Consider the following 26,442-nt stretch of genomic DNA (forward strand, 5'->3'; position numbering starts at 1 on the left):
TTATTTACGAAGAATGTCTTCAATAGCATCAAATAATTTAACAGGCACATACGGTTTTATTAAAAAATGAGTAATGTCCCATTGCAATGCTTTTTCCTTCTCTTCGAAAGCGCTGGAAATAATAATCGGAATGCCCGCCAGCTTCTCTGTCGCTTTCATTCGTTCAATAACTTCCCATCCGCTCATTTCCTGTGACAGCTTCAAATCCAGAACAATGACATTCGGTTGATGATCTTCCATAGCATGAATGGCGCTAATACCGTCTGAGAATACCGTTACCTGATATCCCTTCTCTACAAGCTCGTCTTGCAGCATAACAGATAAGCTGTAATCGTTCTCTACGAGCATAACTTCAAGGGAAGCCGCCGCATGCAAGCTTGGTGAAAATGGTCTTTCGCTCGCCTCAACAACAGAGCTCTTATGAATCGGAAGAGTAATTGAAAATGTACTGCCTTCTCCTAATTGAGAGACTACGCTCACATCGCCGTGATGCTGATTTACAATCTCTTTAACAATAGCGAGCCCTAATCCCGTTCCACCGATTTCTCGCCGATCAGAGTTATCTACGCGATAAAATTTCGTAAAGAGGCTCGAAAGCGCCTGCTCAGGAATCCCTAAGCCTTCATCTGTTACATCAATCCATATTTTATCGCCTTCTAGACGTGAAGTTATACAGATGTCACCACCAGCGGGTGAGTATTTGATTGCATTACTTACAAGATTGACCATCACCTGAAATAGCTTGTCCCGATCGCCGAGTACCATTGTTTTCTCGCGTGCCGATGATGAGTTCCAAATGATATGATGATTGGTTGTTGCGGTTTGTTGAAGCTCCTTCACTTCCTCAATAAGAGGAATGATATCTAAAGGCATCAATTCATAAAATTGCATGCCGTTTTCCATTCGCTGCAGATCTAAAAAATCGTTGACCAATTGGGTCAAGCGCTTCGCTTCCTGATGAATCGTAGACATATATTTGCGTTGACGCTCCGGCTTCAATTCCCGATGCATCAGCAGCTCTGAGAAACCAAGAATGCTGGCTAGAGGCGTTCGCAATTCATGACTGACGGTGCTGACAAACTCCGATTTCATACGGTCCACCTCATGCTCCTTGGTGATGTCCCGATGAACGAGCAAAATACCAAACTTCTGCCTATTGCGATAGATAGGCTCCCAATAGATTTGTATATAGCGAGGCTCTTGATTTGTAAGCATATAGTTCATGCTTTGGGCGTGCTCGCTCTCACCATTTAAAGCATTGCTAATAAACTCAAATAAAGAATCGGAATCCTCCATTTTCGGAGCAAGCATAGCTATGAAGTCTTTCAGAAGCACTCCCTTTAGTTCCGCATCCTCATAGGAGAGCTCCATAAGCTCATACAGCTTTTGGTTAATTTGAAGAGATTGGCCCTCAAGGTTCATCAACTGGACGCCCTCTTGAATCGTATTGAGCATATCCTGAGTCATCTGTCTCTGGCCTTCTGTTATCTCAAACATCTCCAGCTTCTCAAGCGATAGTGAGATTTGTCCAGCCAAGCCCACTATTTCCTGCTCTTCCCTATTGCTGATGCTTCTTCCCACGCGAGTTAGCACCATACAAGCCGCGACATCCCCATTCCCTTTATACAAAGGAACAAAAATATCAAAAGCGTTTAAAGTATCAGAAACATAGCCCTTCTCCCCAACTGTCGCATCCCTTTCCCGGACATACAGCTGTTTGCTATACAAGGAACGAATAGCAGCACTATGCGCGAAGCCTGCCAAAAATTGCTGTGTTTCTTCCTCAGAAATGCCGTAGGCAGCATAGTCATGTGATTGATTCATTAAAAGCAAAATACCTTTATCGGAACGAGTGATTTCCACTACATTGCTAATTATGCTGTTCAAAAGCTCTTTTTTGTCCAACGTGTTCGCTAAGGATTGCATCAATAAATTACGCTTATTCAGATACACTTCGTTTTCTTCCATCTTGCCAAGAGCTTCCTGAAGCTCTTGCTGCTGGGCTTGCAATTCGTCCTGCTGAGCTTGTAGCTCTTCATTCTGAGCAAGCAGCTCCTCTTCCTTCTCTTTAATTTCGTAAATCATGCTGTCTAATGATCTGGACAATAACCCGATTTCATCCTTGCGATCCAAAATATCCGATTGAATGGTTTCACCCTTCGTGTAGTTCATCGCATATAGAGACAGCCTGCTTAAAGGATTTCCAATATCAGTTGCCAGCCTACGGGTTATAAATATCGATATAATAAGAACGATAATAATATAGATGATGAAATAGATGCCCTCGAGAATTAGATTTCGGAGCAGCTTGTCATACTCATTCTCCAGCTTTACTCGGATTTGCTTCTCTGACTGCTTGGCATAGAGAATAATATCGTTAACGGGATTATTCTCCCCTAGCGTGATTAACTTGCGTAGGGAGTCGTAATCGCCCTTCTCGGCGTAAGCAGCTCCTTTAGGCAGCACATCGTTCAAATATCCTTCAAAAAAAGTTTCTACCCGTTCGACAAGATCCTGCTCTTCTGCTGTTAAAGGGGTGCTCTTAAACGTAATGAGAGATTGATCGAGCTCCTTCTTGGCATTGAAAATTTGTTGATACTCATAATTGTCCAAGTAGGCGAAATAACCTCTCACTCGCAAAATAATTTCATTCGTATGGATGGCAATATCCGTAATATGCTTCTGGCTTTGACTAAAGCTGCGAGTTGTTTGATCATATTTATTAATAATCTGGAAAGTGCCCACTGGGACGATAACCGCGCCAACTAGAATGAGCAAAAGACTGGCGACCATCATTAATGTAATTCTTCTTTTAATACTACGCCCGATATAGTCTAGCAATCTTGCCACTAGAATGACCCCCGTCCAGCTCCGTTTTTTTTGAAAGCTTCCCGTTTAGATAATAGAAGACATTATACTAACTGTCTATCCCTTATTCGACAATTAACTAAGAAATTTCGATAAATATTTCATGGATCACTTATTAATTGCAGGGATTTTATGTATTTCTGATATAATTCGACATTATCTGCACTTATCCTTTGGGAAAATGCAAAAAAGGCACCCTCTGGATGCCTTTTTCATTTATTAGCCCGAAAGACGGACGTTCGTATACACTCGGTGGTTACAATCCTTCTCCCGCTCAAGCTGCCATAGCCGCCAATACAATCCTTTCCGCTTTAGCAGCTCCTCGTGCAGGCCGCGTTCACAGACAGCGCCGTTATGCAGCACAATAATCTCATCCATCCGCTCCAAGCCCGACAATCTATGTGTGATCCATAAGACTGCCTTCTCTTGGAGTAGCGGTTCAATATTGACATGAAAAGCCTGCTCGGTCAGAGGATCGAGACCCGTTGCCGGCTCATCGAATAAGATCGCCGGCGCTTTGCGCACTAACGCCCGAGCTAGCGCGATTCGCTGCCGCTCGCCGCCGGATAGCTTCGCTCCCCATTCACCGATAATCGTATCATAGCCATTTGGCAGCCTCATGATCGTTTCATCGATTTCAGCGACGCGCGCGGCAGCTCGAAGCTCCTCCAGCGTCGCATCAGCTTGGCCGAGACGTAAATTATCGGCTACGGTAGCGTTAAACAATTGTACGTTCTGAGAGACGACCGCGAATTGGGCACGTACGGATTCATCCGACAATTCTCTGAGATCAGAGCCATTAATCGATATAGAGCCCTCTTGATAAGGACGCAGCTTCAACAATGCTTGCAGAAGCGTGCTTTTGCCGGCGCCACTTTCACCTACTACCGCGATTTGTCTGCCCTGTGCGAGCGACAACGAAACGTCGTGAACAGCAGCAGGCCCGCCTGGCATATACTCCAGCGTAAGTCCTTTTACCGCCGCAGTCCATTGCTCTGGCCGCTCTTCCACGGAGCGCAGGCTTAGAGACTCTTGCTCCTCGCCCTCGTCCGCCAGCTTAAACAGTCTTTCTCCGGAAGCGATGATCTGCCCGTAGTGCTGGAATGATGCTGGCAACGGCGCAACCGCCTCGAAGCAAGCAAGCGCCATTAACACAAGCATGGGAAGAGCAGCTCCGCTTATAGTTCCAGAAGTTACTAATGGAATAGCAGTAACCAAGACTAGCCACATCGTCAGATGAGTCATACCTTCCATCATACCGCCAGTTACGGCCGTAATTCGGTTATTACTCCGCTGAGTCGCATTGATCCTTGATTGAATTTGTCCAATGCGCAGCCGCATGCTATCTGCTTGACCGAAATTAAGCAGCGTGGATAATCCACCAAGCAAGTCGGATGTTTCTTCATACATATTGGAACGTGCATGCACCAAGGCTTTCCCGTGGCTTTTGCCGAGTCGGTGGCTGATCCATGGAATAGCAAGCCCAGATAGAAGCATCATCCCGGCAAGCAGAAAGCCAAGCTCCAGATGCTGCCTAGCCATCAGCAGGAATCCGAGTATTAAGGATAAGGCAAACACAAGCGGCGGAGCGACGATTCGCAAATAAAAGTTTTGCAGCTGATCCACATCACTTATTACCGAGCCGAGCACATCACCGCTTCGTTTGCTCTCAAACAGCCGAACGCCCTTCGGCTCCAGTTTTCCATACAACCATACCCGCATACGGTGAAGAATACGGAAGGTCAGATCATGGGAAGCCAGTCGCTCCAAATATCGAAGCACACCTCTTGAAATACCGAAAAACCGAACACCCACAATCGGAACATAAAGCAGCAATATATTTTCCGGACGCAGAGCAGCCTGTGCGATCAAGTGACCCGAGGTGCCCATCAGACCAATATTTGCAGCGACTGTAGCGAAGCCAAGCATAATGGCGAGTAGAGCTCTCCACTTATATGGACCAATCAAGCCAATGAGTCGAGTTAATGTTTTGAGTTGACCTTTGCCTGTTTTAGCTGGAGCGTCAGCAGCTTGCGATTCATTGTGCTCAATCCTCTGCGGCAGGACGATAGCTTCTCGTTCCTCCTTGAACAGCGGCAATAAGCGCGGCTCACTTCCCTTATCAGGGTTAGCGGCTAGTATCATCTGCGCGAATAATCCCCTGGCAGCGATCAATTCATCAGGTGCCCCTGTCTCGACAAGCTGCCCCCCGCTCAGCATAACTACTCGATCCGCTGAGCGTACTGTTTCGAGCCGATGTGCTACCGTTACAGACATACGTCCTTGCAGCCAATCGTTGAGACCTTCGATTACAGACCGTTGGTGCATCGCATCGAGTCCTGAGGTCGGCTCATCCAGTAGGATCAGTCTCGCGTCTCTCAGCAAGGTTCTCGCTATTGCAACCCGCTGTGCCTGCCCGCCTGATAAACGATGAGCCTCCCCAAGCGGTGTATCATATCCAAGCGGCAATTGTTTGATAAAAGCGTCTGCCTGTGCAATTCGCGCGGCAGCACTAATCTGCTCATCACTCGCATCAGGCTGGCTTAACCCTATATTGTCGCGAACCGTCCCTTGGAAGAGATGAACATGCTGCGAAAGCACCGATTGCTCATTTCTCCACCAAGCTATCGATATAAGCGACATATCGACACCGTCTATTAGAATTCGTCCTTCTGTAGGTTTAACGAACCCCTGCAGCAAATCGAGCAAAGTGCTTTTGCCCGAGCCTGTCGGTCCGACTACAGCGACTCTCTCACCCGGTTCAAGCGTCAGCCATACATTCGACAATGCATACCGTTCTTCACCCGAATATTGAACACCGACACCTTCAAAGACGATACGGTAGCCGTTAGGCCGAGATGGCAGAACTATCGCATCTTCTTTCTCCGTCCATCCCCGCGGCTCTGTATTGAGAATATCGAATATACGGCCTGCGGCCGTCACTCCGTTCATCCCCGCGTGGAATTGCGTGCCCAGCGCTCTCACCGGAGCATAAAACTCCGGCGTAAGAAGCAGCACCAAAAACGCGTGCTCAAATCCAATCTTCCCCTCCACTAAACGCAGGCCGAGAAAAACAGCTATAACAGCAGTGCTTAACGTCGCGAACAGCTCCATTGCAAAAGCAGACATAAAGGCAAGCCGCAGTGTTCCCATCGTCGAACGACGGTGCTCCTCACTTATCTTCCCAATAATTTCGAGCTGCGCACGGCTGCGATTGAACATTTTCAAAGTTGTCAGTCCGCGGAGCACTTCATGGAAATGCCCGCCAAGACGGCCAAGCATTTTGAACTGTCGATCTGTCTTTTTCTTAGCTGCTTTGCCAATCAGAATCATAAACAGCACCAGCAGCGGAAGTGTAATCATATAAACGACTGCCGAAATCCAGTCTGTCCCTGCCACGACGAAGAACACAGCCATAGGCACGAACATAGATAACGCCATTTGCGGCAAATATTTCGCAAGATAGTTTTCTAACTGCTCGACACCTTCATATACGGTTCCGAGCAGCTCGCCGCTCCGTTCACCTTTCGCATACTGAGGACCTAATTCTGCAAGCTTTCGTACGAGACGGAGACGAAGGTCGCTCTTAATGCTTTGCGCCATTTGGGCTGACGTATAGTCGCTTGCCATATGCAGCAGCCCTCTGAACGCGATAATGCCAAGCAGCATATATAACGCTGGCATTAATGAGTCCAGACTTTTCCCGCGGAGGAATGCCCCATCCACGACTCCGGCGAGATATAAGGCTTCTGCGATTAGCAGTAAGCCCCCCACCGATCCAAAGAAGATACTTGCTGCGAATAGCTTGCGGCTGCCAGGTACCTGTTGGAATAATTTTTTTATCATGCGTTTTACCCTAGTAATCCAAATGATCGTTTATGCTGACCCGTTTGCGGAACACCCAATAGTTCCAAGCTTGATAAGCGATAACTATCGGAACCATAGTAAGGGCAACGAAGGTCATTACTTTCAGTGTATAGGTATTGGATGCGGCATTATAGATCGTAAGCGACCACTCTGGATTTAACGATGAAATCATTACATTCGGATACAAGCACATGAACACGGTAATCGTAGATAGTGTAATTGTTGCTCCCGTCATGATGAATGCCCAGCCATCACGTCCTGCTTTGAGGAAGAAGTGAACGGACAACAAGGCGAAGCCAGCTAAAATCGGTACCGAACCCGGATTAATTCCTTTGCCAGTGAACATATCGGTCTCAAAATAACTTAATACGACAAAGACGAGCAGAACCACACTAGTCAGCGGTCCAATTCGAAGCGCCAGCGCTCTCGCTCTGTCACGCAGCACTCCTTCTGTTTTCAATGAAAGAAACAATGCGCCGTGAAGCAGGAATAGAAGTACAATGCTGACACCCGCCATCACAGAGTAGAACGAAATTAAATCCCAGAACGTACCGATATAGTTCATATTTTCGTCAATCGGCACACCCCTCATCAGATTAGCTAAAGCTACGCCCCACAGCAGCGGCGGGAGCAGACTTCCGAAAAAAATGACCCAGTCCCAGGTGGCGCGCCACTTCGGATTAATCAGCTTGCTCCGAAACTCAAATGAAACTCCTCGTCCAATAAGCGCTATAAGCATAAGAAACAGCGCCATATAAAATCCACTGAACAGCGTTGCGTACCAATTCGGGAATGCCGCGAACATCGCGCCACCCGCAGTGATCAGCCATACTTCGTTGCCGTCCCAGAATGGACCAATTGTATTAATAAGTACTCTTCGTTCGGTATCTGTTTTCCCAAGAAACCGAGCCAGCATACCAACGCCAAAATCAAATCCTTCCAAAAAGAAAAATCCGACAAAAAGCGTGGCGATTAGAAAAAACCACAAGGATTCCAGCATAGCCCTTGCCTCCCGCATTTAAATTCGGCGTCATATCGCCGTGGTATGTTCCTCTTTGGCATTAGAGCTGACATGCGGCTCATCCGCCTCCACGCCCTTGCGTGTATAATGTACAACCAAATAGATAAAGACTGCAGCCAGTATGCCATAAATAAGGGTGAAGCCGATAAGGCTAGTCGCGACCATACCCGGTGACACTAACGGGGATACACCTTCTCCCGTCTTTTGCAAACCGAACACAACCCACGGCTGACGCCCAACTTCAGTCATAATCCACCCTGCCGAATTTGCTATAAAAGGAAGTGCAATCGCCGGGACCATAAACTTCAAATATTTGCGATACTTTTCTAGGCTATTGCGAATGATCGACCATGTTCCGAAGAGAGCGAGAAGAATCATAAGCATTCCTGCCCCGACCATGACCCGGAAGCTCCAGAAAGTCGTCCGTACCGGAGGGATATAGTCGCCTGGTCCATACTTCTGCTCATATTCAGCCTGCAACTCCAGCATCCCTGGCACACTGCCGGTAAGTTTGTTATAGCTTAGAATACTTAGCGCGTAAGGAATCTCTATTTGAAAGCCGTTTGATTGCGCCTTTGGATCAATCGAAGCTATAACCGTCCATGGCGCGCTTTCTCCACTTGTATGCCAAAGTGCTTCGGCAGCTGCCATCTTCATCGGCTGAGAGCTCATCAAGTGCTGCGATTGCGAATGGCCAGCCGTTGCCGTTAAAATACTTGAAATTAGCGCTAAGACAATACCAATGGAGAAGGATGTCTTGAACATGTCTACCTGCTGCTTACGCATAATTTTATAAGCACTAATTCCAACTACGAAAAACGCGCCGGTTGCAAGCGCTCCGAAAATAACATGCGGGAACTCAACCCACAGCTGCTTGTTGCCAAGCAAGGCAAAGAAATTCGTCATCTCCGCGCGTCCGTTCACGATCTCGAAACCAACAGGCTCCTGCATGAACGCGTTCGCGCTTAAAATCCATAATGCCGACAATGTAGCCGCTATCGCTACGAGCCAAATACACGCCAAATGCATCTTCTTCGACAGACGATCCCAGCCAAAAATCCAAATGCCAAGGAAAGTAGATTCTAGGAAGAATGAAACCAGCGCCTCAACAGCAAGCGGGCCGCCGAATACAGCGCCTACGAAACGAGAAAAATCCGCCCAGTTCATACCGAACTGAAACTCCTGCATAATACCCGTGACGACACCAACTGCAAAGTTCAAAAGAAATAGACGACCCCAAAATTTTGCTAACTGTTTGTACTTTTCATCATTCTTGGTTACGTACATCGTCTGCATGAAGGCGATTATATACGCTAATCCAACAGACAACGGAACGAACAGAAAGTGAAATACGGTTGTTACACCAAACTGTAATCTAGCCAAATCTACTGCTTCCACAAAAACAACTCCTTTCATTCGGATTAAGTATAATTACTTGTTTTGCAGTTTACTGTGACTTTTTGCACACCCGCATTATGAACTTTTACTTCCTTTTCTGACAAAACAAGTGCAAACGGCCTTCGCCATCTTTCGCAGCGTAAGCTAGCTCATTTCGCGGCGAAATATAAGCCCCGTATTAGGTGAAAACTTATACTTTCTTATATCAATAGGGGAACAGCTTCCCCTCTTAAAAATGATAAGCTAAGTTTTATTTTCATATATTACCTTATTTAAATTAATCGTCCATTAACAAATAGGCTCTATACTGACTGTAATACATCACACTAAATATTAAACATAGAAAGGAACTACATTCATGGGAATTCATACGTATTTTCAATCACTTAACGATCTCGAACGTATTATTCGTTGTCCAGGCAAATTTAAGTTTGAAGAGCATAGCGTATCCGCTCATTCCTGGAAGGTTGTACAATACGCTAAAACATTGGCCGATATTGAGGAACGCAATGGTGTCACGATTGATTGGAAGAAGCTCTACGAAATAACTAGCAGCCATGATTATGGTGAAATATTTATAGGAGATATTAAAACACCAGTGAAGCATTACTCACTAGAACTGCGCGGCATGCTGCAGCAGGTAGAGGAAGGCATGATTGCTCTTTTTATAGAGGAAAATATTCCAGAGGAATTCAAGCCTATTTTTTTCAGGCAACTGCGTGAGGGTAAGGACGATTCCGTCGAAGGTCTAATTCTTGAAATGGCTGATAAGCTTGATCAAGTCTACGAGGCGCTTACTGAATTGCAAAGAGGCAACACAGAGAAGGAATTTGTAATTATGTATCGCGAAGCACTCGTCAAAATCAAAAAAATAAAGCTGCATTGCGTAGATTATTTTTTAGAGCATATATTACCTGATATGGTTAAGGAAAGTTCCAATTGTCCTGTCGATATCCAAAAGATTACAAAAGAAGCTTTAGAGCTGTAACTTCGACTATAACCTTCTACTTCAACCTCATTACCACTCCTCAAATACATCCTCAATGACATTCTGTCTCAAAATATAACTACAACTTCACAGAAAAACCCAGCCTTCATTCAGACTGGGTACCGGATTTCCTGCTTCGAGGCTAGCCAAAAGTGAACTCGGAGGTCTGGTGGCTTTCACCAAATTGAAGGATGACGGTACAGGAAAACCCTGCACCGCCATTCTTATTTAATTCCTTCCATAAATACCCTGAAGTTTTCAGCGATTTCTTTTGAATGGGTACGATATAAATAATGCCCTGCTTCAAATAACACCACTTTTCCGTGTACAGAATCCTTTATTTGCTTTTCATGCTCTGGTATCCATCTATCAGTTGCTGGTTGATTCGCTTGTATAAAGAAAATAACGGGAAGATTTTTTGGGAATGTTAAATCTTCAGCTGCTCTAAAATTAAAATACATATTTTCGGCTTCATTTAATGTGTTGGAATTATACATGTTTTTGTGTATAAGAATTCTCAATTGTTCTTTTGTTTTATCATCATATGGTAGTGCAGCATAGGGGTCATCACCTAGTTTCACTTGTAATCTGTCGAAACCCGATTTTTTGAGTAGTTTAAGAACTCCTATTATTGAAGAATCAATCTTCCTCTCGCTGAGCGTTGGAACACTGCTGTCGAGCCCGACAAATGCACTCACTTCGTCTTCATATTTGTTCACATAATCTAGTCCGTAAATTCCTGAAATGGAGTGGCCCATTAAAATATAACGGTCAATATCAAGACGCTGCAGCGCTTCATGAATTTCACTTACAATATTGTCTGTGGTTCGTTCCTTTTCGGTTAGATCACTTAATCCATAACCAAAGGGCTCAATCACGACGACTTTGTAAAAAGGTGTTAGCTCATCTAGTAGTAACTTAAAATCAAGAGCGGGTGCTGCTGTTCCATAACCCGGCAATAGCACGATTGTTTCTTCGCCTTGTCCTTGAATCAACACATTCATATTTTTCCCATCTACCATTACAGACTGACCATAGGGTTCAATTTTTCCTTGCTCTGATTTGCTGCTGATCTTATTCACGATAAAAACAATGGCAATAAAAACGACGATTGTTATAACTAATACTGCTAATACTTTAAGTAAAATGATAAGCAATTTTTTCAGCTTACTAGCTGGCCTTTCACTTGGTGCTGTATCCAACTCCAATTTCTTTACCTCCCGTACTTTCACTCACATCTTCTACTGTTTTCATCTCTTTAAAAATCATCTACTTGCCTTGTTTTACTTGTTCCATAAATACCCTGAAGTTTTCGGCGATTTCTTTTGATTTAGTATGGTGTAAATAGTGACTTCCTTCATATGTCATTACTTTTCCATGTACAGAATCTTTTATTTGCTCTTCATGCAGTGATACCCAGTCTTCCCTGGCTGTATTATTTGATTGTACAAATAAAAGAAGAGGAAGATTGTTTGGGAATGTTAAATGTTCAGCCGCTTTAAAATTAGAACCAAGATTTTCTAATTCATTCAAAGTGGTCTTATTAAACATGTTTTTGTGCGTAAGCATAGTCATTTGTTCTTTTGTTTCATCATCATATGGCATTGCAGCATAGGGGTCAGCACCAAATTTCATTGTCAATCTGGCGAAACCTGATTTTTTGTACAATTTAAAGGCTCCTAATGGTAATTCAGCATCCATACCGCCTTGCGTTGGAACACTTGTATCGATCCCGACAAATGCACTCACTTCGTCTGGATATTTGTTCACATAATCGATTCCGTAAATTCCTGTAATGGAGTGACCCATTAGAATAAAACGGTCAATATTAAGAGTCTGCAGCGCTTCATGAACTTCACTTACAATATTTTCTGTGTTTCGTTCCTTTTCGGTTAAATCACTTAATCCATAACCAAAAGGCTCAACTACGACGACTTTGTAAAATGGTGACAGCTCATCAATTAGCGGCTTAAAATCAAGCGCTGGTGTCGCTGTTCCTTGACCAGGCAGCAGCACGATTGTTTCTTCGCCATCTCCTTGAATCAAAACATTCATATTTTTCCCATCTACCTTTACAGACTGACCATAGGGTTTTATTTTTCCTTCCTCTGATTTGGTGCTGATCTTATCAACAACAAAAACAATGGCTATAAAAACAACGATTGCTATAACTAATACTGCTAATACTTTAAGTAAAATAATAAGCAATTTTTTTAGCTTACTAACTGGTTTACCACCTGTTGTCGTGTCCGACTTCCTTTTGATTGCCTCTCGTATTTCCACTCACATCTTCTCCTGTCGTTATCTCTATATTAGACTGCCATATCTGGGCGCTAAAGAAAGCTTATACGACGAAGATGTACTCCACGTGACGTCAATATGAACTGAATATGAACGAGCAAAATAAAATGCTGCGGCATCAAATGCAAGAAAGCTTGCACATGTTGCCGCAGCACGGAGAATACGAAGACGCTTTTAGACGAATGATACAATTTATATCTACTTACTCTGTCGGAGTTGTCATGGGCAAAGTGACAATGAAGGTCGTTCCGCTGCCCGGTTCACTTTCCACTCGGATGTCACCTTGATGAAGCGATACGATCTGCTTAACGATGGCAAGTCCCATACCGCTGCCTTCATATTTACGACTGTGGGAACGATCAGCCTTAAAAAAACGCTCGAATACACGCTTCTGATCCCCTATGGAAATACCAATGCCACTGTCGGATATTCGGACGATCACGTTTTTGATATCTTGTTTGATACTGACTTTAATAATGCCGCCATCCTTGGAAAATTTGATGCTATTGCCGAGTATATTGGTCCATACCTGATTTAACAGGTCTTGATCAGCCGATAGAATAACTGTAGGCAAATTGAGCTCAAAATGGATGTTGCGAGCAGACCATTGCGGCTGGATTGCAACGATCACTCGTCTTATCTGTTCATCAAGTCTGAGCGTGACCAGCCGCATCTGCTGTGACTGCGATTCAAGCAAACTCAGCTTTAGCAGACTATCGCTCATCTTGGACATCCGCTCAGCTTCAGTGATAATAATATCAAGATAACGGCTTCGCTCATTAACTGCGATGTCTTCTTGCTTGAGCGCTATAGCATAGCCGGATATCGAGGTGAGTGGCGACTGAACTTCGTGGGACACGTTCGTTACGAATTCCCTACGCATCTGCTCAAGTTGCTGCAGATCGTGCATCATTTCTTCGAAGCTGCGAGCCAAAGTACCTAGCTCACCCGTTTGCTTAATATTCAGCTTGACGTTGAAATCTCCAGCTGCTATCCGCCTAGTCGCTTTTGTCAGCTTTTTGATTGGTCTTATTAGGAACATGGAGGCAATTAGAATAAATAGGCTTCCTGTAATCAACGAATAGGATGCAAAAGTCCATGCCCACTTTACGACAAAAGAAGTGGACGGGGGGGTGAGCGCCTCCACAAACATCGCTTTCGTTCCCATTTCTGTTTTCAACGGCAATCCTATGAGGACAACAGTGACACCCTTCGTATTGACTTGAACAACTTCTCCATCTAATACCTTCTTTACTTGTTCCATCGTTACAGTAGCAGGCTTGTGTCCGTTAAGCGCTCCGTAAGACTGGAACAGATCCGTTGAATCGTAAATTCGAATATGATAGGAATTGAGCTGCTTCATTCCACTCACGAGCGAGTCCGCTTCACGTAACGGAATTGTCTCGTAAATTCGGACGATGTCTTGTCCAAAATTACGTAAGAGAATTTGCGAGTTTTCACTCAATTTTTCTTCAAATACCCAAGTTGCCACAAAAAAAGCAATGATAGTGCCCCCGATCACGGAGACTAGAAAGATCAGGACTACTCGTGTATATAAAGATTTGATCATTCGTGCACCTCAAGCCGGTACCCAAGCCCACGAACCGTTTCGATATGAAAATCGGTTGTCGCCGCGAACCGTTCGCGCAGGCGTTTAACATGTACGTCTATCGTTCGATCATCGCCTGCGTAATCGATCCCCCAAATTTGATCGATCAACTGCTCTCGCGTATAAATTTGTCCAGGTGTTCCAGCGAGCTTATAAAGGAGTTCAAACTCCTTGAGCGGCAACGTGAGTGACTCCGTCCCTCTCATCACCTTATAGGTCTGCCGATCAAGAATGACGTTGCCGAGCCGAATCGTCTGCGTGGAGCCAATCCGGTATCGCTTCAGCAATGCCCTAACGCGAGCCGTCAGCTCCAACGGATCGAATGGTTTCGTCAAATAATCATCCGTTCCCAGTTGGAAGCCTTTCACTTTCTCCCATGTTTCGCCTCTCGCAGTCAGCATAAGTAGCGGAAGATCAGGGTTGGCTCTCCGGAGCTCCTTGCATAACTCCCAACCATCCATAACCGGCATCATAATATCAAGCACGACAAGATCGACATGTGTCGAGGCATAGACGGCCAGTGCTTCCTTGCCATCCGAGGCTTCAGCTGTTTCGAATCCGTCGTTGCGTAGAAATAAACAGACCAGTTCGCGAATGTTCGCATCGTCGTCAGCAACCAGTATAGTAGGCATCCGTTCCCTCTTTCCCTGTTTTCCATCTCATATAGTAATCACATTATACTATAAATAAATTTGTAACATTGAATAACGCGGATACTACATGCCATAACAAAAATAGCCCGTGAGTTACACGGACGGTGTACCCGAATATTGACATACCATTTAGGTATAGAGATAAACCAAAATACCTGATCTCAATCGACCAGGTTTCCAACATAAAAGTATGTTATAGCCTGGAGTCCGATATACAGCAAATATCCACAACCTCATGCGGTTGTGGATTAACATGGTGGTGGTGAACCGTGGCTGTGCAAAACCACAATTCGCCGGAGTATACCATAAGTGTGAACACAAACGGCGCGCTTAACGGTCTCGGTTAATCATGTAATTTAATAAATGCTGCAAGAATGCGGTGCGGCGCGGCATCTCTTTCAACGCTTCCATGGCAAGACAGTAGTGCTGCCACATCTCTTTCTTAGCGCCTTCCTGCCCCAGAATGGTTACGAAAGTCGAAGTGTTGTTCAAGGCATCCTGGCCAACAGGTTTTCCGAGCAAGTGTACGTCTCCTTCCAGATCAAGCAAGTCGTCCTGAATCTGAAATGCGATGCCCGTATGATAAGCGAATGTTTTTAAAATTGCGATCTCCCGTTCGTTAACCTTCGCGAGAATGGCAGGCATAACTAAAGCAGCCTCAAAGGCCTTTCCGGTTTTATAGAAGCAGATCGTATTCAATTGTTCCGGCGTCATTGCTTTTCCTTTGGAGTTCAAATCCATCGCCTGGCCTATACACAGCTCTTCTGCCGTTCGGGCCGAATATTGTATTAGGGCAAGCACGGTTCTGGGATCGAACTGATCCAGAGACGCTTGCTCCGAAATCGCCTTCTGAATGAGAAAGAGACCCGTTAATTCCGCAGTGGCGCTATTATGCACAAGGTGCAGCGTTGAACGCCCTCTACGGATAGACGCGTTATCCTGTGACGGCAAATCATCGAAGACGAGGGATGCAGTATGCATATACTCCAATGATCGCAATAAAGGCACGATGGATGTCGCCTGCAGTCCATATTCTTGTACGCCCATGACCCAGGTCAATACGGGACGCAGACGTTTTCCGTCTCCTGCCAGACTGTAATTTGCCGCATCGATCAAAGTTTCTTTCATCGATGGAATTCCATCAATCTTAGCTATTTGCAGGGAGCTGTTAATCTGTTCGCGAGCCGTTTTAATGGTCTCGATAAATTCTTCTTTTAACTTTCGTTCGTTTTTTAGATTAGCGATCAATTGATCCCGAAGCAACTTGTCGAAGAAATCCACATCATCCGCTTTTTGAACCAACCGCTGGACGAGTCGATTGAACGTTGGATTTCCGGAAGCAAATATGTCCATAATACGGTTGTACTCTTCAGCGCCGATTCGCGCTTTACAGCGCTTTAGACCGTTGATGACTCGACTAAGAATCACCTCGCGGGCCTTGTCATCGGAATGATACACCTGATGGATCAGATAGTAAATGACCGTCCAGTATAATTCAAAGGGATTGATCAGATCCGAACGCTGATCACGGTACGTTAAATAGTAGGTATAGGGCGTTACCGCGCCGTCTTTTAAATCATCAAACATATCCGCAAAATCATCAGCTAGCTGGTTGTAGATGCCATAAAAGAAGGTTCGAGCCTCAAAACTCTCGTCCAGAGAAGCATGAATGACGGACTTGGCGATCAAGCGGGAAGAAGCTGACTTTAAAATAATAGGAATATAAAGCTCTTCATTTGTGTATGCGGCATGGGATAAATCCTTTGCACGGTCCAACTCCTGGGAGTGAAAAAAAACATAGGCCTGCTCGAAAAACTGGTGCTGCGTCTCTCGTTGATGATGCTTTATATACTCAAAAGCTTCCTGCAGCTCTGCGTGTATATACTGCATCATAGCTTTGTTCTCTCCGGTCCATTCGCCAAATTGCGGCACCGATCCCGTACGAAGCGCGGTCCGAATGATTTGAGAATATTGTGCTTTCTCTTGAACGGTTAAGACCTGCGCATCCAGAAGATCATCAATGAACGGATAGGTCAGTCCATAAGAATAGCCGAGCCTGATCGCTTCATCAAGTCTGCGGGCACGTTCCCCAGACGATTGTTCATCGTTCATCTCTTCTCTCGCATGCAGGACCACGCCTATAATAATCTTAATCAGCTTGCGCTGAGCATGCTCGGCATTCATACCCTCGGGAATATTGGCCGCTACGTTCCTAAGCTTATCTATCACCCAGATCACAGCGGTCTCAACGTTTTCCTTCTGCGCCCACCTATAAAGTTCCACTAAACTTATAAACTCCGGTTGTTTTCCCTGGTTGGCTTTGGTTGAACGAATCAATCGATGTTTAACGTCAGCAACAACACGCTGAATCCTGGCCTGTGTATCAGGCGAATCCATGGCTTTGCCCAGATCCCTCATGTAAATATAGGAGATGCTCCGATCTAGATAATCATCCAATTTACCTGTATGTTTCAGCCATTGAATATGGCTATGATAATCCCCGGCATTCGATTTTTTCTTTACTCGCGATAGAAAGGAGAGCCATGACCCGCGATGGATATGATTTTGTTTCCAGAGTTGGATGTCTTCTGTCAGGTCATGAACATACTTCTTACCCATAACCTGCTCATAAAGAGATGCAAAGTAGCGCGCGGCCTTCTGTTCAGCCAGCCGATAACAGGTATCGGCATCAACTATTAATTCTTCATTCATATGGTGTATACCTCAATTTCGTCAAATCCATTTCATTTCATACTTTCTAATACGGGAAATGACTTATCAGGTTGCGATCGCGTAGCCAATCCGATTTATGATTTGGTCATCGATAACCATATACGAACCAAAAAGATCATATAACTGCTTTATCAAATCAAGCCAGCTTGCATTAACAAGTGAGTTGGCTGATTCTTGCTTCAAAACCCAACATAAAGTAAAAATCCATAACCTCATGCGGTTGTGGATTAACATGGTGGAGACGAGGGGATAAGCGAAATCTTGATCTAACTTGCAGATAAGATTATTTGCCGAAGTAGATCGCAGCGGTAGATTTCGATGCCGTGCTCGTCCACTGATGCAATAGCGCTGATGCATATTCATTGCTCCCTGCGCGCGGGCTGCACCCTGTCCGAAGATCACTCCACACAGGCTGCGCTTCGCGATGGGTGTAGTCACAGTTTTGATGTCACCCAAGTAACGCCCTTGAATGCTTTATTGACATATCCAATGTTGAAAAATGGGTGCTATCCCTTACACTTGTGTCCTCTTGCCAGAATATGATTGTTTAGAAAAGAACCGATAGTGTGACCCATGTTATAAAGGGGAGGAGACGTGGATATGACACAACGTTTAAGTTCGATAAGATATACCAGAAATTTGCAAAGGTTTTCTAGCCACGCATATCTTTTTATTAAAAAACTAGGCTGCAAGCAGAACGAACAATTGCATTTTATTTTGGTCCATGATCCTAAAAACAAAAACAAGAGATTCAGTGCTTCTTCTAATCACCCCGCGATGACACTGCATAAACCTCTAAATCTACTTGAAAGACGTACTCCTCAATTCACACTCTTGTCCAAGAGAAATAAACGCATACATGTTCTCAGCCAAAATATAAAAGGTTATGCCGTATTTATGGAAATCAATTACCGAGAAACAAGGTCTAGTGATTTCAAAAAAATCAGAGCACAGTTCATCGATCTAGATCTAAACAAGATTTCAGTGCATTTAGACACAAAAGAACAAGTCAGGCAGATGATTGAATCCATTCAATCCAATCCTGCAGAACAACTTCAATCTATTACAGTTAAAAAAAACAAACAAGGTCGATATCATCTTTTAGCTTTGCGAAAAAGACAAAGAGTAACAAAGTTGAAGAATGCATTTATAAAAAAGTTCAGGACTAAAATAAAGGATACGATGATTATCGAAACAAAAAACGGATATCACATCTATTGGGTTCTCAAAGGCGGATCCATAAGCAAATTTGTTCCTATTCAAAAAGCTTTAGCCAAAAAATTCGGTTCTGATCCTATGATTACCAATCTATCGAGAGTCATGCGTATACCTGGGTTTTTCCATATGAAAAATCCTCAAAGTCCCTTTATAGTAAGGGTCCGACAATTCGGCAGGAAAAAACCTTTTTCCCAAGAAGAAATTATTCACTCACTGGCATTAGGGCCAATTAAATAGCTGATATAAATTAAACTTAAAACGACGGATCTTATAACTAAGATAGCAAAAACCCCAACCTCATGCGGTTGGGGTTTTACATATTAGTGGAAGCGTTTACCATATTAAATGATGATGTTCAATTTCAATTAACTCCATATGCTAATATTTTTTACAAAGAACAGTATTATCTTTTATACAGAATTAACAAAACTTCAGTACATTTATTTACAACAGAATATTTGCGATAAAAAAAATATCGACGAGTTCGTGTGATTAGAGAAAACTCAAGGATACCTATAGCCAAAGGAATTGGCTTGGTAATTCTTTGCGTTTTCTCTTTTTATTTTGTCTTTTTCAGCCAAATAACATCTATTTTTCTAAACAATTCGATTATTTTGATAAGGGGGGAATGCCTGGCATTAATGTCGCTTGAATGGTTCATTTTAAATCTACTACCAACATGAAAGAGAAGGAGAATCAGAAATGCGTTCAAAGAAATGGATAGCCATATCTCTAGTAATGGCAATAATGGTCATCACCTCCGCTTGCGGCAACAAGACGTCTGATAATGCTTCTAATACTACCAATTCCCCTATTGAAGATGCAAAACCGGATACCGTAACGGTGTGGGGGTATCCGATTCATGCTTCCTATGAAGATGATTTGAAAGGAACAATTGCGGAGTTCAATAAAAAATACCCTCACATCAAAGTTGAATATGAGATTTTATCGTATAACGAAGGTCCTAAAAAATTCGACATCGCTTTAAATGCAGGAGATCCGCCTGATCTCTTCTTTGGTGGCGCGGATGCTCGTTTGGTAAACACAGGCTTGGCCGTTCCCATCGATTCTTACATGACGGATGAAATCAAGAACGACTTCTTGCCGGGCGCTTTGGAAACGATGAATGTGGGCGGCAAGCAGTATGGACTTCCATTGTATCAATCAATGTGGGGTATCGGAGGCAACAAGCGGCTGCTGGAAGAAGCGGGAATCGATTGGAAAGTGATTCAGGAAAAAGGCTGGACTTGGGGTGAGTTTATTGACGCCCTCAAGAAACTGACGAAGAAACTTCCGGATGGGAGCACGCAATATGGGCTCGTAACTTCTGGATCCAGTACGGAATTCATCGATATCGTTACCCGAAGCAGAGGTCTCGTTGATGTCGTTGACGAGCAAGGGGAATTTATTTGGAATGATAATCGGATTCTAGAATCCATGGAATTTATCAATACCTTGCGGAACGAAGGATATATGCCGAAAGAAGTCGGCGCGCTTACGCCGCAGAAGCGCAGCGAAATTTTTAACGCGGGACAAGCTGCCCTAATTGCGAAAGGATTGCCTGCATTCGATATCACGTATGAAAACCGAAATAAAGATATTGATGCGGGAAAAGTAAAGGGCGAAAAGATTGATTACATCTTGTTGCCTGCTCCTCATCATGAAAGCGTTCCAGGTTATGGGAAAATGGTCGGCACCGGTGAAGGATATATGCTGTTCCGTCAGAAGAACGACAAAGGCGAACAGCATCTCAAGAACGCCTTCCTCGTATTGGACGCATTAACCGGCGAAGGTGCAGGAAACGTCGCGAATCAACTCGGTTTACCGTTTGTAAGGCATTCCCAAGCAAAAGCATTTGAAGGGAAAACGCTGGCTAAGCCGCACAATATAGCCGCCGCTCAGAATATGCAAAAGAACTTGTCCCCGGCGGTAGGTTTAAGCATTACTCCTGAAATGGGTTTAAAAGTGAAGCAGTTTAAAGAGCAAGTCATGAAACCAAATTATCAAGCCTTATTGGCAGGCGACAAAACGCCGGAGCAAGCAGTGAAGGAATTTAAAACAAAAGGCGAGCAAATGTTTGGGCAAAAGTAACGACTAACGTATATTCGGAGAACCTTATATGATTATTCATGTAAGGTTCTCCCCATAAGGTGGAGCGGAATGAATACACAAACATTTAAGATCAAGCAAAATGGCTTCTCTTTTAAAAAATTTTTTTCGGAATACGGCTGGGCGTACTTGTTCATCCTCGTTCCGGTTTTACTCTTTTTGACGTTTACGCTTTACCCTGTCGCTTCCGCTTTTCTAATGAGTTTTCAAAAGTATAACGTGTTGAATTCGCAATGGATAGGGTTTGAAAACTACGCGACAATCGCAAATGACTCGATATTTTGGAAGTCCATTCGAAACACGGCCGTTTTCACGATTGCAACTGTACCTGTCAACATTGCGATCACGTTCATGCTGGCTTATCTGATTTTTTATTTGAAAAAATCGTGGCAAACCTTTTTCAAAGCCTCTTTATATTTGCCGTCCGTCGCATCAGGGGTAACGATTTCGATCGTCTGGCTTTCCATATTCGATCCGACGACGACAGGATTATTAAATCGGTTCATAAGCCTTTTCGGTTTTGAATCCGTGATGTGGTTAGGACAGTCCAGCACCGCAATGCCTTCGATAATTCTCATGCACTATTTGGGTTCGCACGGCGCTGGCATCATTCTCTATTTAGCAGCTATGGGCGGGATTCCGAAATCCCTGTACGAAGCTGCGGATATCGATCACGCCACTCGTTGGACCCAGTTCAGGAAAATTACGTGGCCACTGTTAAAGCCGACTACGCTTTACTTGGCGGTCACCGGAGTCATTACTTCATTTCAGGTTTTCGTGAGCATTTATATGATGACGCAAGGCGGTCCGGATTACGCGACGACGACGATCGCTTATCTCATTTATCAGACTGCCTTTACGTTTTACGATTTCGGACTTGCATCCGCGCAATCGTTTATACTCGCGGCAATGATTATCGTCGTGTCGGTCATCCAGTTTAAGTATTTTTCATCCGACATTGAATACTAGGAAGGTGGCTTTTTTTGAATTCTAAACCGAAAATCATCTTTGTTATCGTCGCTGTCACCGTATTGATGGTATGGGTGCTGCTCGCCATCATTCCTTTGTACTGGATGATCATCGGATCGTTTCAGGATTCGCAAGCATCCGAATCGTTTAAGCCGTTATTATTTCCGGAAACTTGGTCGCTCGCCCCCTATGAACGTTTCTTGCTCAATACGGATGCGCCTCGGTGGCTGTTTAACTCTCTATTAGTTTCGACGGTTATCACGATCGGAAACGTATTCCTCGCTTCGCTTGCGGGATACGCATTTGCCAAGTTGAAATTTCCCGGTCGAAAGTCGGTATTCTGGATCCTTCTGTGCACCATGATGATTCCGTCGCAGGTAACGCTCATTCCTTTGTACGTTCTAGTCATGAACGTCCTGAATTTGTCGGACACGTATATTGCGCTTATCGTTCCATCATTGGTCAGCGTCGGCAGTATCTTTTTAATGAAACAATACATGTCATCCCTTCCAAGTTCATTGATTCATGCCGCTCGAATCGACGCATGCAGCGAATTCGGCATCTTTTATAAAATAATTTTGCCGATGGCGAAGCCTGGCTTAGCCGCGCTAGCGATTTTCACGTTCGTCGGTCAATGGAACGAATTTTTCTGGCCGTTCTTGGTTACGCGGACGAGCGAAATGCGTACGATTCAGGTTGGTCTATCCACGTTTCGTTTTGCCGAATCGGCCGATTTCGGCGGAATGTTAGCCGGTGCGACCCTGGGGGCGATTCCGATGTTCATTCTATTTTTTGCATTGCAAAAATATTTCCTTCAAGGCATAACGGTAGGCGCTTTGAAAGGGTAGGGGGTAAACGGAGATGGCAAAAATAGAATTCAAGAATGTCGTAAAGGAATTCAAGGATAAAGTAAGAGGAAACTTTACGGCAGTTAACGATTCAAATTTCATTATTAACGATAAAGAGTTCATGGTGTTCGTGGGACCTTCCGGATGCGGTAAAACGACGTCCCTACGCATGATCGCAGGATTGGAAAAACAGTCGAGCGGTGATATCAGCATCGGAGAGAAAGTCGTGAACGATCTGCATCCGAAAGACCGCGACATTGCGATGGTGTTTCAGGATTACGCCCTATATCCTCATATGACGATCGAGGAGAACTTGTCTTTCGGCTTGAAAAATCTTAAGCGGCCGAAAGATGAAATTAACCGTAAAGTTATGAATGCAGCCGAAATTTTGGGACTTACCTCATTGCTTGATCGCAAGCCGAGGGAATTAAGCGGCGGTCAACGTCAACGAGTCGCCCTTGGCCGTGCGATCGTCCGGGATCCGCAAGTATTCCTGTTCGATGAGCCGTTGTCAAACCTGGACGCCAAGCTGCGCGTTCAAATGCGCGTCGAGCTCTCGGAGCTTCATAGACGCTTGGGTGCCACGATCGTTTATGTAACTCACGATCAAGTGGAGGCTATGACGCTTGGCACGCGTATCGTGGTCATGAACGAGGGGAGGATTCAGCAAATCGCTCCGCCTTCTGAGCTATATAATTATCCAGCTAATATGTTCGTCGCAAGTTTTATCGGCTCGCCTGCCATGAATTTCATCGATTCGCAAATACGTTCCGGCCGGGTGTATTTCGAAGGCGGTTCCTTCCCTCTTACAAATTCGATGGTAGAGAGCTTGAAAGAGTATGAAGACAAAAATGTTATTTTAGGTATCCGTCCTGAGCATATTTACGGCATCGATTATGCGCTGAATGTCGAGGGCGACTGCGTCATTAAAGCGACAGTCAATGTCATTGAAGAACTTGGAGCGGAACATCTATTATATTTTCACGTCGGTTCCCGAATGGTCGTCGCTCGCGTCTCCCCACAAACGGAAGGACGAATCGGTGAAATAAAAACATTTCTGTTGGATGGAAAAAAGCTGCAATTTTTCGATCCTGTTACGGAAGAACGGATTTGCGAGAACGAAAGGAGAATCTGATTTGTACAATTTAAACCGGATGCTTTTACTGAGCGCTCGCCTGATCTATAGGGAAATCGTTTCGATCGCCGCAGTAAGCTTGCTGCTATCTCTCATTTCCATCCCCTTTGTTTTCTTTCTGCCTGTAAGCTTGTCATTGTTCCTGCTCCCATTCGTTTTCATGCCGCTTTACACGGGTGTGTTGCAAGCTTTCAACGATAAGCTGTCCAGGAAGAAAATTAAGGTTCAAACCCTATTTGCCGGGATAAAGGATCATTTCTTTGCATCGTTCCTATCGGCATGCCTTATGTTTCTATTCATACTCATCGTTTCTTCGTCTTGGTGGTTCTATAATTTGAGTCCTGAGCCTTTCCGTTTATATCTAGCCATATTTCAATCCGCGGCGGCAGGAATGTTTATGGTGTCCCAAATCTATACGTTACCGCTCGTTGTTCAAGATAGGATATCTCTTTTCTCTGCGATGCGGCTCAGCCTGAGGCTTTTTTTGGCCTATCCGACATACACGATCGGAGCCTGCATTCAACTCTTATTTCTAACACTGCTTCTGGCGTTTACGGTCGTCGGATTCGCTATTTTATACGCAGGCGTGATCGGGATATACGCCAATCTCATCGCAGCTAATTTAAAGCAAGGCTTGACATTGGATCCTCACCGAAAATCAGAACAGGCTACACCGTTTTACAATGTATTATCCTAACTACGCTTATTAAGGAGTGCGATCTATGACCATCAAGGTTTTTAGCGGAGCGGAACGTCTTCGTTCCATGGAAAAGCAATTGTTGGACGGGGCTAGATTGGGCTTGCTGACAAATCCTACCGGCATTACGTCAAGGTTTGAGAGCACCCTGGATATATGTACTGGATTGAAGGCTTCCAAATTGTCTGTTTTATTTGCTCCAGAACACGGAATTCGGGGGGAGATACAAGCGGGCATCCACGTTGAAGACGAAACGGATCCGATTTTGAACATACCCGTTTATAGTCTATGCGGGCCGAGAAAAAAACCAACAAAAGAAATGCTAGACGACGTGGATATCGTCCTGTTTGACATGCAAGATTTGGGAATGCGCTTCTATACCTATATGTCGAGCATGCTTTACATGATGGAAGCGTGTGCCGAGTATGGAAAGACATTTATCGTTCTGGACAGGCCTAACCCTCTCGGAGGACTTGCATGTGAAGGGGGCCTTCTGCAGGACGGGTTCCAATCTTCCGTCGGGGCATGGCAAGTCCCTATTCGAACCGGGCTTACAATCGGAGAGTTTGCGAATTATGTAAATGATCAATTGAACAAGCGGTGCGATTTGAAAGTCGTTACGATGAGCGGCTGGCAAAGATCCATGGAATTTACCGAAACAGGTTTGCCTTGGATCACCCCGTCCCCCAATATTCCTACCATGGATACCATTCGGGCCTATTCGGGCCAATGTTTTTTTGAAGGCACGAATTTATCTGAAGGCCGGGGTACTACCAAGCCATTCGAAATAATCGGCGCTCCGTGGCTGGACGGCGTTCGATTAAGCCGCGAAGTCAGCGCATTGAATTTACCGGGCATCCATTGCCACCCGGTTTACTTTAGTCCAACATTTTCGAAGCATGAGAAGCAGCAGTGCAGCGGCGTACAGCTGTTTGTGACAGATCGTGACGCTTACCGTTCCGTAACGACGGCGCTGCACCTGCTTCACCTTATCCAAAACATGCATCCGGATCATTTCGAATGGCTCGCGCCGTTTAATGAAGGGCGCAAGCATTTCATCGATTATTTAACGGGCAGCGAGATGGTGCGAACTTCTATTCATGAAAAATCTGGATTGGAACGCATCATCGAACAATGGGACGACCAGGCTGAGGACTGGAAAGCGCAAAGGATGAATGATTTCCTATATAGTTAGGAAAAAGCGATCTAAAACGGGAGGATGAAGCATGAATCGCCTTAAAGTCATGTCTTATAATATTTGCCATGGTAAAGGGTTAGACGGTCAACAAAACTTGGAACGGATAGCCCGTGTAATCGAAAATGCCAATGCCGATATCGCTGGAATCCAAGAGGTGGATGTCCATTTTTCCGAACGCAGTGACTGGGTAGATCAGGCGGAGTGGCTATCCCAAAGATTGAAAATGCATGTTTCCTTTGGTGCAAACAAGGATTCTGACCCGGACAATCCTATAGGAAAAAGAAAACAATATGGTACGCTTCTATTAAGTCGATTCCCTATTCTAAAATCAACGAATCATTGTCTTCCGCAAGTTTTCGACCCGACGGTATGGAACGAGAAACGCGGGGTGTTAGAGGCCGAGATTGAGGTGAACGGGCAGATTATCCGAGTTTTCACAACCCATCTCGGGCTTTCTCAGAAAGAACGGTCCGAACAAATCGAATATCTTTTAAACCTAAGCGATAATCAGGCAACACCCTGCATTATTACCGGCGACTTCAATGCAACTCCGAATAGCGAAGAAATAAATCGGATTTGCAGATCGTACCAGGACGCGTTCCATCAGCCGCCTTTGCCAAATCCCAACACATTTTTGAAGCCGTTCCCGGTAACGGTCGATGGGTTTGGCTCTAATCCGGAATTGCGGCCTTCTGTTTGTATTGATTATATATTCTGTTCATCGCATTTTACCGTCTTTCAAGCGGAAGTTATTCATTCCCAAGCATCCGATCATCTTCCGATTGCCGCTTTACTATCATTTGCATAAATAAGGTACAAACTCGGATAGG

18 protein-coding genes are annotated in these 26,442 nt (G+C 44.6%); 9 read left to right on the plus strand and 9 right to left on the minus strand.

The features are described 5' to 3' along the window. The 4 genes from AC0YN7_RS16260 to AC0YN7_RS16275 form a co-directional block, all read right to left on the minus strand. Positions 1 to 2,850, minus strand: a complete 2,850-nt coding sequence (locus AC0YN7_RS16260) for an ATP-binding protein (protein ID WP_475811068.1) — start codon at positions 2,848 to 2,850, stop codon at positions 1 to 3. A gap of 237 nt (positions 2,851 to 3,087) precedes the next feature. Continuing rightward, entirely contained in the window at positions 3,088 to 6,714 is a 3,627-nt protein-coding gene (cydD, locus tag AC0YN7_RS16265; RefSeq protein ID WP_475811069.1) for a thiol reductant ABC exporter subunit CydD, read from the minus strand. A gap of 10 nt (positions 6,715 to 6,724) precedes the next feature. Continuing rightward, a complete protein-coding gene (cydB, locus tag AC0YN7_RS16270; protein ID WP_475811070.1) occupies positions 6,725 to 7,735 on the minus strand; it encodes a cytochrome d ubiquinol oxidase subunit II in 1,011 nt (336 codons plus the stop codon). 30 nt (positions 7,736 to 7,765) lie between these two features. After that, entirely contained in the window at positions 7,766 to 9,154 is a 1,389-nt protein-coding gene (locus AC0YN7_RS16275; RefSeq protein WP_475811071.1) for a cytochrome ubiquinol oxidase subunit I, read from the minus strand. Between the two features lie 358 nt (positions 9,155 to 9,512). On the opposite strand from AC0YN7_RS16275, the gene AC0YN7_RS16280 reads away from it, so the two are divergent. Continuing rightward, on the plus strand, positions 9,513 to 10,142 hold the full coding sequence (locus AC0YN7_RS16280; RefSeq protein WP_475811072.1) for a YfbR-like 5'-deoxynucleotidase: 630 nt from the start codon (positions 9,513 to 9,515) through the stop codon (positions 10,140 to 10,142). 224 nt (positions 10,143 to 10,366) lie between these two features. Here the strand turns inward: AC0YN7_RS16280 and AC0YN7_RS16285 are convergent, their stop codons facing one another. The 5 genes from AC0YN7_RS16285 to AC0YN7_RS16305 all read right to left on the minus strand — a co-directional run bounded on the left by AC0YN7_RS16285 (position 10,367) and on the right by AC0YN7_RS16305 (position 17,417). Then, positions 10,367 to 11,350, minus strand: coding sequence for an alpha/beta hydrolase (locus AC0YN7_RS16285; protein ID WP_475811073.1), 984 nt, complete (start codon positions 11,348 to 11,350; stop codon positions 10,367 to 10,369). Between the two features lie 61 nt (positions 11,351 to 11,411). Continuing rightward, positions 11,412 to 12,419, minus strand: a complete 1,008-nt coding sequence (locus AC0YN7_RS16290) for an alpha/beta hydrolase (protein ID WP_475811213.1) — start codon at positions 12,417 to 12,419, stop codon at positions 11,412 to 11,414. A gap of 226 nt (positions 12,420 to 12,645) precedes the next feature. Then, positions 12,646 to 14,013: a sensor histidine kinase gene (locus AC0YN7_RS16295; protein ID WP_475811074.1), complete on the minus strand. Its 1,368-nt coding sequence runs from the start codon at positions 14,011 to 14,013 to the stop codon at positions 12,646 to 12,648. Continuing rightward, positions 14,010 to 14,684 (minus strand): response regulator transcription factor, encoded by a 675-nt coding sequence (locus tag AC0YN7_RS16300; protein ID WP_475811075.1) that lies wholly within the window; start codon positions 14,682 to 14,684, stop codon positions 14,010 to 14,012. Before AC0YN7_RS16300 ends, AC0YN7_RS16295 begins: the two co-directional genes overlap by 4 nt. 351 nt (positions 14,685 to 15,035) lie before the next feature. Next, entirely contained in the window at positions 15,036 to 17,417 is a 2,382-nt protein-coding gene (locus AC0YN7_RS16305; protein WP_475811076.1) for a polyprenyl synthetase family protein, read from the minus strand. A gap of 621 nt (positions 17,418 to 18,038) precedes the next feature. Between AC0YN7_RS16305 and AC0YN7_RS16310 the strand changes: the two genes are divergently transcribed. From AC0YN7_RS16310 to AC0YN7_RS16345, 8 genes are all read left to right on the plus strand, one after another. Further along, the gene (locus AC0YN7_RS16310; RefSeq protein ID WP_475811077.1) at positions 18,039 to 18,893 is read left to right on the plus strand and encodes a DNA-primase RepB domain-containing protein; all 855 of its coding nucleotides are present in this window, start codon (positions 18,039 to 18,041) and stop codon (positions 18,891 to 18,893) included. A gap of 465 nt (positions 18,894 to 19,358) precedes the next feature. Then, positions 19,359 to 20,747: an ABC transporter substrate-binding protein gene (locus tag AC0YN7_RS16315; RefSeq protein WP_475811078.1), complete on the plus strand. Its 1,389-nt coding sequence runs from the start codon at positions 19,359 to 19,361 to the stop codon at positions 20,745 to 20,747. 69 nt (positions 20,748 to 20,816) lie between these two features. After that, complete coding sequence (locus tag AC0YN7_RS16320) at positions 20,817 to 21,734, plus strand: carbohydrate ABC transporter permease (protein ID WP_475811079.1); 918 nt, start codon at positions 20,817 to 20,819, stop codon at positions 21,732 to 21,734. A gap of 14 nt (positions 21,735 to 21,748) precedes the next feature. Next, positions 21,749 to 22,582 carry a carbohydrate ABC transporter permease gene (locus tag AC0YN7_RS16325; protein WP_475811080.1) on the plus strand — a complete coding sequence of 278 codons (834 nt, stop codon included), beginning with the start codon at positions 21,749 to 21,751 and terminating at the stop codon, positions 22,580 to 22,582. A 13-nt stretch (positions 22,583 to 22,595) separates the two neighbouring features. After that, complete coding sequence (locus tag AC0YN7_RS16330; RefSeq protein WP_475811081.1) at positions 22,596 to 23,717, plus strand: ABC transporter ATP-binding protein; 1,122 nt, start codon at positions 22,596 to 22,598, stop codon at positions 23,715 to 23,717. A 1-nt stretch (position 23,718) separates the two neighbouring features. Beyond that, positions 23,719 to 24,414, plus strand: a complete 696-nt coding sequence (locus AC0YN7_RS16335; RefSeq protein WP_475811082.1) for a hypothetical protein — start codon at positions 23,719 to 23,721, stop codon at positions 24,412 to 24,414. Positions 24,415 to 24,439: 25 nt separating this feature from the next. After that, a complete protein-coding gene (locus AC0YN7_RS16340) occupies positions 24,440 to 25,609 on the plus strand; it encodes an exo-beta-N-acetylmuramidase NamZ family protein (protein WP_475811083.1) in 1,170 nt (389 codons plus the stop codon). A 31-nt stretch (positions 25,610 to 25,640) separates the two neighbouring features. After that, a complete protein-coding gene (locus AC0YN7_RS16345; protein WP_475811084.1) occupies positions 25,641 to 26,420 on the plus strand; it encodes an endonuclease/exonuclease/phosphatase family protein in 780 nt (259 codons plus the stop codon). The last annotated feature ends 22 nt before the right edge of the window (positions 26,421 to 26,442 follow it).

The organism is Paenibacillus sp. J31R122 (genome assembly GCF_056269185.1).

What these genes read in the sequence shown, in the direction of transcription:
- cydD (WP_475811069.1), bottom strand. Translation starts at nt 6,714, where the DNA reads ATGATAAAAAAATTATTCCAACAGGTACCTGGCAGCCGCAAGCTATTC.
- cydB (WP_475811070.1), bottom strand. Translation starts at nt 7,735, where the DNA reads ATGCTGGAATCCTTGTGGTTTTTTCTAATCGCCACGCTTTTTGTCGGA.
- AC0YN7_RS16280 (WP_475811072.1), top strand. Translation starts at nt 9,513, where the DNA reads ATGGGAATTCATACGTATTTTCAATCACTTAACGATCTCGAACGTATT.
- AC0YN7_RS16295 (WP_475811074.1), bottom strand. Translation starts at nt 14,013, where the DNA reads ATGATCAAATCTTTATATACACGAGTAGTCCTGATCTTTCTAGTCTCC.
- AC0YN7_RS16300 (WP_475811075.1), bottom strand. Translation starts at nt 14,684, where the DNA reads ATGCCTACTATACTGGTTGCTGACGACGATGCGAACATTCGCGAACTG.
- AC0YN7_RS16305 (WP_475811076.1), bottom strand. Translation starts at nt 17,417, where the DNA reads ATGAATGAAGAATTAATAGTTGATGCCGATACCTGTTATCGGCTGGCT.
- AC0YN7_RS16310 (WP_475811077.1), top strand. Translation starts at nt 18,039, where the DNA reads ATGACACAACGTTTAAGTTCGATAAGATATACCAGAAATTTGCAAAGG.
- AC0YN7_RS16315 (WP_475811078.1), top strand. Translation starts at nt 19,359, where the DNA reads ATGCGTTCAAAGAAATGGATAGCCATATCTCTAGTAATGGCAATAATG.
- AC0YN7_RS16320 (WP_475811079.1), top strand. Translation starts at nt 20,817, where the DNA reads ATGAATACACAAACATTTAAGATCAAGCAAAATGGCTTCTCTTTTAAA.
- AC0YN7_RS16330 (WP_475811081.1), top strand. Translation starts at nt 22,596, where the DNA reads ATGGCAAAAATAGAATTCAAGAATGTCGTAAAGGAATTCAAGGATAAA.
- AC0YN7_RS16340 (WP_475811083.1), top strand. Translation starts at nt 24,440, where the DNA reads ATGACCATCAAGGTTTTTAGCGGAGCGGAACGTCTTCGTTCCATGGAA.
- AC0YN7_RS16345 (WP_475811084.1), top strand. Translation starts at nt 25,641, where the DNA reads ATGAATCGCCTTAAAGTCATGTCTTATAATATTTGCCATGGTAAAGGG.